The organism is Chryseobacterium cucumeris (assembly GCF_016775705.1).
Classification (GTDB): Bacteria; Bacteroidota; Bacteroidia; order Flavobacteriales; family Weeksellaceae; genus Chryseobacterium; species Chryseobacterium cupriresistens.
In genome coordinates this window covers 687166-700984 of the sequence record NZ_CP068760.1, presented here as the reverse complement: position 1 = coordinate 700984, position 13819 = coordinate 687166, and the positions used below count along the sequence as shown (strand labels likewise).

At 39.2% G+C, this 13819-nt stretch carries 9 protein-coding genes; 8 read left to right on the top strand and 1 reads right to left on the bottom strand.

Features of this window, described 5'->3' with window-relative positions; genetic code table 11:
- Window positions 1-43: 43 nt before the first annotated feature.
- Window positions 44-2977, top strand: coding sequence for a SusC/RagA family TonB-linked outer membrane protein (locus tag JNG87_RS03135; protein WP_202841633.1), 2934 nt, complete (start codon window positions 44-46; stop codon window positions 2975-2977).
- Window positions 2978-2995: 18 nt separating this feature from the next.
- Window positions 2996-4489, top strand: coding sequence for a RagB/SusD family nutrient uptake outer membrane protein (locus JNG87_RS03130; protein WP_202841632.1), 1494 nt, complete (start codon window positions 2996-2998; stop codon window positions 4487-4489).
- Between the two features lie 116 nt (window positions 4490-4605).
- Here JNG87_RS03130 and JNG87_RS03125 read toward each other — a convergent pair whose 3' ends face one another.
- Entirely contained in the window at window positions 4606-5121 is a 516-nt protein-coding gene (locus tag JNG87_RS03125; RefSeq protein ID WP_202841631.1) for a hypothetical protein, read from the bottom strand.
- Window positions 5122-5382: 261 nt separating this feature from the next.
- On the opposite strand from JNG87_RS03125, the gene JNG87_RS03120 reads away from it, so the two are divergent.
- The 6 genes from JNG87_RS03120 to JNG87_RS03095 all read left to right on the top strand — a co-directional run bounded on the left by JNG87_RS03120 (window position 5383) and on the right by JNG87_RS03095 (window position 13812).
- A complete protein-coding gene (locus tag JNG87_RS03120) occupies window positions 5383-5706 on the top strand; it encodes a DUF6660 family protein (protein ID WP_202841630.1) in 324 nt (107 codons plus the stop codon).
- 148 nt (window positions 5707-5854) lie between these two features.
- Window positions 5855-10216 (top strand): CusA/CzcA family heavy metal efflux RND transporter, encoded by a 4362-nt coding sequence (locus tag JNG87_RS03115; RefSeq protein ID WP_202841629.1) that lies wholly within the window; start codon window positions 5855-5857, stop codon window positions 10214-10216.
- Between the two features lies 1 nt (window position 10217).
- Window positions 10218-11447, top strand: a complete 1230-nt coding sequence (locus tag JNG87_RS03110; protein ID WP_202841628.1) for an efflux RND transporter periplasmic adaptor subunit — start codon at window positions 10218-10220, stop codon at window positions 11445-11447.
- Between the two features lie 133 nt (window positions 11448-11580).
- Window positions 11581-12462 carry a bestrophin family protein gene (locus JNG87_RS03105; protein ID WP_202841627.1) on the top strand — a complete coding sequence of 294 codons (882 nt, stop codon included), beginning with the start codon at window positions 11581-11583 and terminating at the stop codon, window positions 12460-12462.
- A 16-nt stretch (window positions 12463-12478) separates the two neighbouring features.
- On the top strand, window positions 12479-13375 hold the full coding sequence (locus JNG87_RS03100) for a cation diffusion facilitator family transporter (protein WP_202841625.1): 897 nt from the start codon (window positions 12479-12481) through the stop codon (window positions 13373-13375).
- A 17-nt stretch (window positions 13376-13392) separates the two neighbouring features.
- Window positions 13393-13812 carry a Fur family transcriptional regulator gene (locus JNG87_RS03095; protein WP_002983024.1) on the top strand — a complete coding sequence of 140 codons (420 nt, stop codon included), beginning with the start codon at window positions 13393-13395 and terminating at the stop codon, window positions 13810-13812.
- The last annotated feature ends 7 nt before the right edge of the window (window positions 13813-13819 follow it).

Here is a 13819-nt window from a genome sequence, read left to right as displayed (position 1 = left end):
CTGCAAAGGGTTAAATTTTAATATATGATAAATAAAATTGATTATGATTAGTAAAAATTTATTTAATTCTAAAGCCTGGATACCTCCGGTTGCGGCTTTTTTTCTGGGAGTCACCAGTGTAAGTGCACAGAATTCCAGACTGAAAAAAGATAGTCTTCATGAAAAGGAGCTTGATGAAGTCGTAGTGGTAGCTTACGGAAAAGCAAAAAGAAACAGCTATACCGGTTCTGTAGCCACCATTTCCAGTGATAAAATCAATAACAGACCTGTAACCAATATTACCAAAGCATTGGAAGGGCAGGTTGCAGGGATTCAGACCACCAGTGCCTCAGGGCAGCCGGGTGCGGTTTCTACTATCAGAATCAGAGGAATCGGTTCCATCAGTGCTTCCAGTGATCCTTTATACGTAGTAGACGGAATTCCTTTTGACGGAAATATTAACTCTATCAGCCCAAGTGATATTGAATCCATCAGTGTTTTGAAAGACGCTACAGCAAGTGCCTTGTATGGTTCAAGAGGAGCCAACGGGATTATTATCATCACTACAAAATCAGGGAAAAAAGGAGAAGCCAGAGTTAATTTTAATATCAGCCAGGGATTCTCCGGAAGAGCTGTCAAAGATTACGAACAGGTAAACACAGATCAGTACTTTCAATTATACTGGGAAGCATTAAGAAACGGATATCAGTCCGGTAAAGTTTCTTCTCAGCAGGCTGCTCAGATGGCAACAGATAATCTTGTTTCTAATCTTGGAATTAACCCATATGGAACTGCTTATCCAAAACCGGTGGGAACAGATGGAAAATTATTGTCAGGGGCATCACCACTCTGGAATGACGACTGGAGAGATATTTTACAGAGAGTGGCATCAAGAAACCAGGTGGATCTTGATATCAGCGGAGGAAGTGAGAAAAGTAATTACTTCTTTTCCCTTGGTTATCTGGACGACAAAGGTATGGCCATTGAATCTGGTTTTAAAAGATATAATACCAGGCTGAAAATTAATTCCGAAGTTAAAAAATGGCTGAATGTTGGAGTCAACTTAAGCTATACGAACAGTATTCAGCAGGCGCCTACTTCTTCGGATTCAAAAGCGAGTAATATCATCAATGCGGCAAGGTTCATTCCTTCATTCTATCCTTATTATGAAAGAAATGCAGACGGCACTTACGTTTTGGATGCCGACGGAAATCCGATCTATGATTTTGGAAAATACAGGCCTACGAATGCACTTCAGAACCAAAATGCGGCTGCAACCCTGCCATTGGACAAAAACGAAAATAAAGAAGATAACTTTTCAGGAAAAGGATTCATGGAATTCACCTTCTTGCCGGAGTTAAAATTCAAGACAAGCTTCTCTGTTGATCTGGTGAATTATAACGGACATTATTATTCAAATCCATTACTTGGTCAAGGTGCGGAAATCGGAGGTTCGGTGACGAAGACCAATACCAGAACACTTTCCTATACAACCAGCAATATTCTGACGTATGATAAAAAGTTTGGAAAGCATCATGTTAATGCATTAGCAGGACATGAATTCTATAAATACGATTATCAGACGATTTCAGGAACGAGAAGTCAGTTTTCACTGCCTTATTACTATGAGCCGGATGCTGCTTCTCTGCTGGGAAGTTTCAGTGGAAACAGTAATAAATTAAGCTTATTGAGTTTCCTTGGAAAAGTAGAGTATGACTACAATAATACTTACTTCTTATCTGCATCGGGAAGAGCAGACAGTTCTTCAAGATTTGCGAAAGATAACAGATGGGGCAGATTCTGGTCAGTGGGAGGTTCATGGAAAATTTCGAATGAGGAATTTATTAAAAGCCTGAATGTTTTCAATCAGTTGACATTGCGTGCCAGCTATGGAGGACAGGGAAATGATAAATTACTTAGACCTAACGGGCAGCCGCTTTATTATGCTTATCAGGAGCTGTACAGATTTATCAGCCTTGGCGGAGAACCTGGAACAACATTGGAGAAAACGTCTACCAATAATGTAAAATGGGAAACCAACCTTAACTTAAATGTGGGATTGGAATTCGCGATTCTGAATAACCGGGTTAAAGGGAATATCGAATATTTCAAAAGAAAAAGCCAGGATCTTCTGTTTAATATGCCGGTGGCACCATCGCTGGGAATCAGTGATTATCCTGCCAATATCGGAACCATTCAGAATACAGGATTTGAATTTTCATTATTTACAACACCGGTTAAGAATGATAATTTCCAGTGGAATGTAGATGTGAACTTAAGTACTTTAAACAATAAAGTCACAAAATTACCTGGCGGTTCTCTTGTAGTAGGAACCAAGCTGTTAACGGTTGGAGGTTCTGTGTACGATTTCTTTATTCCTGAATGGGTTGGAGTAGATCCAAGCAATGGAAAGCCATTGTGGAAAACAGTTTCTACTGATGCCAGCGGAAACTCAGTGGAAGGAACAACTTCAGAATATTCAAAAGCGACAAAACTATTGCAAGGTTCTGCATTGCCTAAACTGACAGGTGGAATCAGCACAAGTATCACCTATAAGAATTTTGATTTTTCAGGATTATTGACCTTCAAAATCGGAGGGAAAATTCTGGATACCGATTATACTTCCATTATGCATAACGGAAGTGCCGGAGGACGTGCGTGGAGTTCTGAAATTCTGAACAGATGGACACCGGATAATCCATATACAGATGTTCCCGCATTGAGCACAACAACAAATAACTGGACATCAACGTCTTCAAGATTCCTGTATTCAGGTACTTATGCTAGACTTAAAAATGTAAGCTTGGGATATACACTTCCTGAAGATTATTTTGAGAAAATAGGATTGAAAAAATTCAGAATTTATATCCAGGCAGAAAACTTTCTCACATTCTATAAACATAAAGGAATGGATCCTGAGCAGGCTTTGGACGGAACCACGTATTACAGATATCCTGCCATGAGAACGATCACTTTTGGTCTTCAGGCAACTCTTTAACCTTTTAAAATTGAAACAATGAAACAATTAAAATATATATCATTTGCTCTTATCGGATTTTTGTCGTTGGCAAGCTGCGAAAGCGAGCTGGATACAGCTCCTACTGATCAGGCCAGCAGTGTAGAAGTTTTCAAAACAGCCGAAAGTGCTGAGACGGTAGTGAACGGTACCTGGGCAAAGTTTAATAATGACGGAACAACCTATGCCAATATCGGGTATTCCACTGTGTTGAGAGCCAGTGATGCTATGGGAAGTGATGTGGCAGTATTGACCAATAAGTATGGTTTCGCTTCTACCTATGCCTTTACAGAAATGGTTAACAGTACAGCAAGCCGCCCGCTGTTTATCTGGACTATGTTGTATTCCACTATCAATAATATGAATAATGTGATTACAAGAATTGATGGCACAGAAGGCAGCCAGGAGAAAAAGGATCAGGTGAAAGGCCAGGCAAAAGCCTTACGTGCTTTCTGTTACCTGAATCTGGCAAGCTTTTATCAGTTCAGCTATCTTAAAGACAAATCAGCATTGACAGCCCCGATTTATACAGAACCTTCCACAACAAGCACAGTAGGGAAGAAGAGAGCAAGCCTTGAAGAAATCTATACATTGATTAAAAGTGATCTTACCGACGCCGATAACCTATTGAAAAATTATACAAGAAATAATAAGGATAAGATCAACCGTTCTGTGGTGAACGGACTTTTAGCAAGAACTTACCTGAATACAGGAGAATGGAGCAAAGCTTCAGCATCAGCAAAAATCGCAAGGGAAGGATTTTCTCTTATGGCTCCGGAAAAATATAAGGATGGATTCAATGATATCAACAATGCAGAATGGATCTGGGGACATGCACAGACCCAGGAACAGTCTGATGAAAGTTATGCCTTCCATTATCTGGATGTATCTTCCTCAGGAAGTTATTATTACAGCTTTATGGCGGATCCTTATTTTAAAGATCTTTTTGATACCAATGACATCAGATACCAGTTATTTTCATGGGACGGACAGAAAGGTAGAGAAGGATTGCTGAGGTATGCCAAATTTAAGTTTAAGCCAACCCTTATTGCAGATATTGTGTACATGAGAGCTGCTGAAATGTACCTGATCGAAGCTGAGGCGGAAGCCAGAAACGGAAATGTTCCTCAAGCGGTAGCAGTCTTGAACCAGTTGAAATCTGCCAGAAATGCTAATATTTATTCTGGATCATTGTCACAGAATGCAGTAGTAGATGCCGTTCTGATTGAAAGAAGAAAAGAATTATTCGGCGAAGGATTCTCCCTTTCAGATATCATCAGAACGCAGGGTACAGTAGTAAGAAAACCGTTTGTAGATGCTGACGGCAAACCGATAAAAGTTCAGATCACTACACCGGACGGAACCGTGAAAACAGTAGACGGTAAAGGACATTCCGTTCTTGATTTCCCAGATAAAACTGCTTTCACCCCAAACAGTACTTATTATTTATTCAGTATTCCACAAAGGGAATTTGAGAATAACCCGAATTTATGAGATATAGTCCATAATTAGATTGATTTTTTGAGCCACTGCTTTTTGCGGTGGTTTTTGTCTTTAAGAATTTTTGTATAAGTCATTGAAAAGTATCCACTCTCCAATTAAAGATCTTGTTATTTTACGGGCAAAGTTTTTCTTTTCTCAAAAATGGAAACTAAACCTTCATTAAAAATAATCTTATTACCATCTATTTTACCGTTAGTTACTCTCCTGGTATACCATTTTGTTTTACCTTGAGAAGCAGGAATGAATTCTTCGATAAAAATCTCATTATTTTTTATTCTATATTTTCCTCCGTAATAAACAGAATTTTTTCCTCTATGCTCATCAAATTTTCCAAAATACATAAGTGATTCATTCTTGAAAAAACCATCATTATGAAAAATAATTATCCTTGGATTCTTCATTTCTCCTTCATTGTAATATCTCCCCTCAAAGACCTGAACATAATATGTGGTAGTATCAATTTTTTTTAAATCTTCTTCAGAAGGTTTTTCTTTAAATGAATATTGTACTTTATCATTTAATAAGGGTTCATCATATTTATCTTTTTCTATTTTGTATAGTTTTTGTCCACAGCTGTTTAAAAATACCATCATGCAGAGTATTGAAAAAATATATTTAATCATAATCAAAAATTTTTTATTTGTATGCTATAGTGGAAAGGTCAGGTTGTTTCACTTCATTTTTATTGAAGCGAACAAAAGGTGATCAAGAGAATATTTCATATATGCTTTTTGATGTTGAGTTATTTTTTATTTTCAATGATATGAATTTTATTTTTATCATAAAGGACTGGTATAGTATTTGTGAATAAGTTTTTCCGTAAAGAATATTGGGTAAATGCTCAATAAATAATTCATTTTACAAAAAATCTCTACCTTTGTACCATGAACCTCTTAAGATGGATACTGGCAATTTATTTCATGGCGCTATCATTGATGCCATGTGCTGATGTGTCTCATCCACAGAATTCCGGGAACAAAATAGTTTCCCTGAGTGTTAAGGAAAATCATTCAAAAGAAAAAGGAGACATCTGTTCTCCGCTGTGTGCCTGCAGCTGTTGCCAGATAACAGTTTCAGCATTTAAAATGGATCCTTTATTGGAAATTCCCGAGCAGATTCCTGCTTATTTTTCAAAGAAGATTTTATTCCACAAAAACGACTTTGCTTACCAGGTTTACGATCCTATCTGGCAGCCTCCTAAAATTTAATTTTTATTGATTTTTTAGAAAGTTATGCTTTCTAATACTTATTCGTGCTTAAAACTTTGCAATACCATTGCAGAGGTTTTCAGGATATTTTTGCTGCAGTATTTTATACTGTGTGCATTCACTTTTCAATAAAAATTAAATACAAATCGTGTTAGATAAAATCATAAAATTCAGTATCAAAAACAAGGTGATCATTGGATTGATGACCCTGGTGCTGATCATCTGGGGAACATGGAGTGCCACCAGATTACCGATAGATGCTGTACCGGATATCACCAATAACCAGGTACAGATCATTACCGTATGTCCTACGCTGGCGGGACAAGAAGTAGAACAGTTGGTTACCTTTCCCATTGAACAGAGTATTGCCAATGTTCCCGATATTCAGGAGACAAGAAGCATTTCAAGATTTGGACTTTCTGTGATTACAGTAGTGTTCAAAGAAAATGTAGATGTTTACTTTGCGAGACAGCTTATCAATGAACAGCTGAAAAACGCAGTCGAAGAAATTCCAAAAGGAGTAGGAACTCCCGAGCTGGCTCCTGTAAGTACAGGACTTGGAGAAGTATACCAGTATATTCTTCACCCTAAAAAAGGAAGCGAAAAGAAATACAATGCTAAAGAGCTCCGTACCATGCAGGACTGGATCGTTCGCAGACAGCTGAACGGAACACCGGGAGTGGCGGAGATCAACAGTTTCGGAGGGGAATTAAAACAATATGAAGTGGCTATTGATCCCAATCGGTTAAAAGCAATGGGAACAAGTATCACTGAAATATTTACAGCGCTTGAAAAAAACAATCAGAATACAGGAGGAGCTTATATTGATAAAAAACCCAACGCCTATTTCATCCGTGGAATTGGTCTGGTTACCTCTTTGGAAGACATTAAAAACATTGCGGTTAAAAATGAAACAGGAAGCGTTCCGATTTTTATAAAAGATGTTGCTGATGCTCGTTTAGGAAGTGCCGTTCGCTACGGAGCCTTGACTTATGATGGAAAGGTAGATGCTGTGGGTGGAGTAGTCATGATGCTGAAAGGGGCGAATAGTAATGAAGTGGTCAGCAACATCAAAGCAAAAATTCCGACCATTCAGAAATCTCTTCCTGATGATGTTATTATAGAACCATTTCTGGACAGAACAGACCTTGTAGACAGAGCCATCAATACCGTACAGAAAAACCTCATCGAAGGAGCACTGATCGTTATTTTCGTTCTTGTCATTTTTCTTGGAAACCTGAGAGCCGGGCTTATCGTGGCTTCGGCCATTCCGCTTTCTTTGTTATTTGCTTTAGGAATGATGAATGTTTTCGGGGTAAGCGCCAATCTGATGAGCCTTGGAGCCATAGACTTCGGGTTGATTGTAGATGGTGCCGTGATTATTGTAGAAGCAACCCTGCATCATTTAGGCGTAAGGAAATCTACCCGTGCTTTGACACAGTCTGAAATGGATGAAGAAGTATTCCTTTCTGCCTCAAAGATCAGAAGCAGTGCGGCCTTCGGAGAAATCATCATTCTTATCGTATACATTCCGATTCTTACCCTGGCAGGTGTAGAAGGAAAAATGTTTACCCCAATGGCCAAAACAGTAGGATTTGCCATTCTGGGAGCATTGATTCTATCCCTGACCTATATCCCCATGATGAGTGCTTTGTTTTTATCTAAGAAAATATCCCATAAAGAAACCTTCTCTGATAAAATGATGAACCGCCTTCAAAAGATCTATCAGCCATTATTACAAAAAGCAATCAAAGTAAAGTATATCATTGTTTCTGCAACAGCTGTAGTGTTCCTTATCTCTGCTTTTATCTTTAAAAATATGGGTGGGGAATTTATCCCGCAGCTGCAGGAGGGAGACTTTGCATTCCACTGTATTTTACCGCAGGGAAGTTCTTTGAGCCAGAGTATAGAAACCTCCATGCAGGCATCAAGGATTATCAAACAGTTTGATGAAGTGAAAATGGTAGTCGGAAAAACCGGTTCTGCTGAGGTTCCTACAGACCCGATGCCACCTGAAGCAACTGATATGATCGTGGTATTAAAGCCACAAAGCGAATGGAAAACCAAAAAATCTTATAATGAACTGGCCGATGAGATCAGTGAAAAACTGGAAACGATTCCCGGAGTATTCTTTGAGAAAAATCAACCTATCCAGATGCGTTTCAATGAGCTGATGACCGGGATCAGACAGGATGTTGCCGTAAAGATCTTCGGGGAAAACCTTGATTCTCTTGCCATATATGCAGATAAAGTTGGGAAAGTCATTCAGACTGTTGATGGGGCTACAGCTCCTCAGATTGAAAGAGTGAGCGGTCTTCCGCAGATCAATGTACAGTATGACAGAACAAGAATTGCCAATTACGGTTTGAATATCGAAGATGTCAATAATGCAGTAAGCACGGCCTTTGCCGGAAAAGCTGCCGGTCAGGTCTTTGAAAATGAGAGACGCTTTGACCTGGTAGTTCGTCTCGACAGTCTTCACAGAACCGATATTTCAGATGTGAATAATCTGATGATAACATCCGCCAGCGGTGCGCAGATTCCATTGTCACAGGTGGCTAATATAAGTTATAAACTGGGGCCTGCGCAGATCAGCCGTGAACAGGGAAAACGGAGAATTGTGATTGGGTTCAATGTAAAAGACCGTGATGTGGAAAGTGTGGTGAAAGATATTCAGGCAAAACTGGAGAAAGTGAAACTGCCTTCCGGATACTACTTTACTTACGGAGGTCAGTTTGAAAACCTGCAGGAAGCAAGCCAACGTCTGATGATCGCTGTTCCTGTATCATTGCTTCTGATTTTTATGCTTCTGTATTTTACTTTCCGTTCATTCAAGCAGGCTGCATTGATTTTCACAGCCATTCCTATGAGTGCTATTGGGGGTGTCTTTGCGCTTTTAGTAAGAGACATGCCTTTCAGTATCAGTGCCGGAATTGGATTTATTGCTCTTTTTGGAGTAGCAGTATTGAACGGAATTGTTTTGATAGGAACATTCAATCAATTAGAAAAAGAAGGCGAAACGGATATTCTGAAAAGAGTCTTTGAAGGAACGAAAACCAGATTGAGACCGGTACTGATGACGGCTACCGTAGCTTCACTAGGATTTTTGCCAATGGCTATTTCCACCGGAGCCGGAGCTGAAGTACAGAAACCTTTGGCGACAGTAGTAATTGGGGGTCTGGTAACGGCAACATTCCTTACATTATTCGTTTTACCGATGCTGTACATTATTTTTAACACAAAGATTTTGAAAAGAAAGAATAATAATACGGGAATGATTACTGCCGTTTTGGCAGTAGGATTCATAATGGTGGGACAGACTTTTAACGCACAGTCCAGACCAATTTCCATAGAACAGGCGGTAGAACAGGCAGTGAACAATAATTTAACCCTGCAGTCAAAAGACTTAAGCATTAAATCTGCTGAAGCATTAAGGGCAACTGCAAAAGAACTTCCGAAATTAAGTTTTGAAGCTCAGCTTGGACAATACAACAGCCCGAAGTTTGACCAATCGTTTGCGATCTCACAGAGTATTCCTTTTCCGACACTTTTTAAAGCAAGAAAAGAATTAATCAATGAGAATATTAAAAGCAAGCAGATTGATAAAGAGATTACAGCCAATGAGCTGATAAAACAGGTGCGTACCTACTATTACCAGATTGAATATCTTCAGTATAATAAAGCCCAGCTGACCAGTCTGGATCAATATTATGAGGAGTTTATCAGAATTGCAACCGTAAGATTCAAAGCAGGGGATATCAAGAAAATTGAGATCAGTACTGCCGAAACCCAGAAGGGGGAAATTGATTTGCTGCTCAGACAAAATGAAGTCTATCTGAACAATGCCTATAAGAATTTAAAAACCCTTATGAACACTTCGGAAGATATTGAAGTCCCGTTTAATAAAGACTATATTCCTTTGAAAGCAGACAATGTCCTCGATAGTGCGGTAGTTGCCAACAATCCTACGGTAAAAGCTTTTTATCAGGAAATGGAAATCGCCGAAAAAAATAAAAAAGTTGAAAAATCACTTGGGCTGCCAGATTTCAGTTTGGGATACACCAATCAGTCTTTGATAGGCCTGCATACCATTAACGGACAGGAAAATTTTTATAATTCAGGAAAACGCTTTCAGTCGGCAACAGTAGGAGTAGCGATTCCATTGACATTTGGAGCTACAAAAGCAAGAATTCAGGCACTGGAATATGAAAAACAGGTTGCGGAAACCAATGCTAGAATGCAGCAGAAACAGCTTTCTGCTCAGTTGGAAAATGCTTTCAGCCAATATCAGCAGGATATCCAGCAATATGAATATTACACAGGTCAGGCGCTTCCTAACGCTGAGAAAATCGTGAAAGCAGCACAATTAGGATATAAAACAGGGGAAATTTCCTATGTAGAATATCTTTTTGCCCTGCAGACTGCCACAAATATTCAATTAAAATACCTGGAATCTATCCAGCAGGTGAACCAATCTGTCGTTACTATTAATTCAATCATCAATAAATAACATGAAACTAAAACACAATATCATATATCTTACAGTCACGGCTTTTTCCATCATAAGCTGCGGAAAACAGGAAAAGGCAACGGAAAAGGCAGATGCTAAAACCGAACAATCGGAAAAAAGCCATGGCGAGGAGCCTCAAACCATAGCTTCTCTGACAGAGAATCAGATGAAATCTGTAGGAGTTGCTTTGGGAACTATAGAAATGAAAGAGCTTACATCCACTATCAAAGCTAACGGTTTACTGAGTGTTCCCAATAGTAATAAAGCAACCATTACTTCCCTGTATGGAGGAATCATCAAAACCATCAATATTCAGGTAGGAAGTATCGTGAAAAAAGGTCAGGTTATTGCCACCATTGCCAATCCGGAATATATCCAGCTTCAGGAAGATTATCTGACGACCAATAGCCGAATTACCTATGCAGAACAGGAATACAGAAGACAGAGAGAGCTTTTTGATAATGATGCTGGGGCGAAGAAAAATCTTCAGAGTGCCGATGCGGAACTTAAAACCTTAAGAACAAAAAGAGCATCTCTTTTGAAACAGCTTCAGATGATGGGAATAAGCCCTGGAAAAGTCAGCAATGGAAACATGAAATCCGGTTTGGTGATTACAGCACCCATCAGCGGAACAATCAGCAGTATTACAGCACAGATCGGAAGTTATGTAGATATCTCTTCTCCCGTTGCTACAGTGATTGATAACGGTTCTATCCATCTCGACCTTCAGGTTTTTGAAAAAGATCTTCCTAAAATGAGAGTAGGGCAGATTGTTCATTTTAAACTGACGAACAATCCGGAAACTGAATACGATGCAAGAATTTACAGCATAGGATCTTCTTTTGAAAACGAAAGTAAAACCATCTCTATGCATTGTGAAGTGATCGGAAACAAATCTGGTCTGATTGACGGAATGAATATCACCGGAATTGTAAGTCTTGATAAAAGCACAACCCCGGCATTACCTACAGAAGCCATTGTAGAAGCAGCCGGTAAATATTACGTGTTTATTCAGACTGATAAAAAGGTGGAAGAAGAACATGAAGAAAAAGGGAAACCTCATCCGAAAACCTTAAACTTTGAGAAAATAGAAGTGGTGAAAGGAACGTCGGATATGGGCTATACAGCGATAACTCCGGTTGGAAATATTCCTGACAATGCAAAAATAGTAGTGAAAGGAGCCTTTTTCGTGAATGCAAAACTGGTGAATTCAGGAGAACACGAACATTAATGAAAGCAGCCGGAACCAGTAAAATGTCGATTTTAATCCTTAAATTAGAGCTGTTTACGGAATTTTTATTGAATAGAAACGGCAGAAAAAAAGTAAAGAGTATCTCACCGAATTTTTAATAAATGACCTGATTATGTTACTAAACAAAAAAATATCAGTCTGGTATTTCATCCGTGAAATAAAAACCCAAATTCTGTTCATCGGAATATTTGCTATTGCCATTGGTCTTCTGGACGAATTGCCATGGTTTCGCAAAATATCACTGCCCTTAAATATCCCTGCATTGCTGGGAACTGCGGTGTCATTGTTGCTGGCATTCCGGACTTCCCAATCTTATGAAAGATGGTGGGAGGCCAGAACAGTATGGGGTGCTATCGTAAATGATTCCCGGACTTTTGTGAGACTGATCATTCAGTTTATGCCTGCCGGAGATGATAAAGCAATAAAAGGTTTTGCCGAAAGACAGATCATCTGGACCTATGCCCTTGGAGAATCTCTGAGAAAGCTTCCGTTTTCTGAAAAAGTACAGCAGTATCTGGATAAACATCAGATCAACGCGGTCAATATTCCCAATGCTATTCTGGATGAACATTCAAGACAGCTGAAAGAAATGGCAGCATCCAAAGGATTGACGGATTTCCAGCAAATGCAGCTGAATGACATCATCACAAGACTCTGCGACAGTATGGGAAAATGTGAAAGACTGAAGAATACCGTTTTTCCACGGTCTTACAGTGTTTTGGTTCATATTCTGATCTATGTTTTTGCGGCTATCCTTCCGTTTGGGCTTGATGATTCGCAGCTGTTGGTAGAAATTGCGATTACTTTCCTGGTTCCGGTGACATTCATTGCGATTGAAAAAACATCCATCATCATGCAGGATCCGTTTGAAAATGGTCCTGTAGATACTCCAATGACTTCTCTGGCGCAGACCATAGAAATCAATATCAGACAGATGACCGGTGAGCAGAATGTTCCACCCAAAAAAGAGAATACATCTTATTATGAAATGTAAATAAACCATACACAATATGGAAAGCACACCAACACAAACCGTTTCTGCAGGAAGCAGACACAAAAAGAACCTCCTGATTGTTCTCTGCCTTAGCGGAACCTATCTCATTGCCGAGGTAATAGGAGGAATCATTACCAATAGTCTTGCACTATTAGCGGATGCAGCCCATATGCTGACCGACGTGGTAGGATTATTGCTGGCATTTATTGCCATTAAAATAGGAGAAAGAAGAGCAGATCCATCCAGAACATACGGTTATTATAGAACAGAAATACTGGCAGCAGTAGTGAATGCTGTGGTTTTACTGGGAATTTCAATCTATGTTTTGTTTGAAGCCTATCAGCGTTTTCAGAACCCGCCGGAAGTACAAAGTAAATCCATGCTGATTGTAGCCGGAATCGGATTGATCGTTAATATTGTCGGAATGATGATTCTGAGAAAAGACTCAGAAGGCAGTCTCAATATGAAAGGTGCCTACTTTGAAGTTCTTTCAGATATGCTTACTTCTGTAGGAGTCATGATCGCAGGAGTAATTATGCTGACTACAGGCTGGTACTATGCCGACCCGTTGATCTCAGCAGCAATCGGACTGCTGATCTTCCCAAGAACATGGAGACTTTTGAAAGAAGCCATTAATGTTTTGCTGGAAGGAACCCCTAAAGATGTGGATATTCATGCACTTCGTCAATCTTTGGAAAAAAGTCCCGGAGTGAAAGGTGTTCATGATCTGCATGTGTGGTCACTGACATCCAGTGTCAATGCGATGAGCGCACACGTTGTAAAAGAGAACGGGTATTCCCAGAATCAATTATTAAAAACATTGACAGATACAACGATGGCTAATTTTAAAATCAGTCATACCACTTTTCAGATCGAAGAAGAAGGCTATGAAGAAAATGAAGTCCATCTGTAACAATTTAAAAGCGTACAATGAAAAAAGATATCGAACATAAACTTATTGATAAAAATACCAAACCTACCAGTATGAGGATTTTGGTATATGATTTCTTAAGCTCTCAGGAAGCGGCTTTATCCCTTTCTGAAATAGAAAATCATTTTGATAATGCTGACAGAATCACCATCTACAGGACATTGAAAACCTTTGAAGAAAAGGGAATTGTTCACAGCATTCAGGAAAATACAACCACAAAATACAAACTGTGCGAAGACGATTGTGATGAGAAAACCCATAAAGACTGGCATCTGCATTTTTACTGTAAAATATGCAAGCAAACCACCTGCAAAGAAGATATTTCTTTCCCTGAAAATATCCAGACCAATTTCAGGATTGACGAAATAAGACTCTTTGCCAAAGGAATCTGCGAAAACTGTCTTGAAAGTTTGCAATAGCATTGCA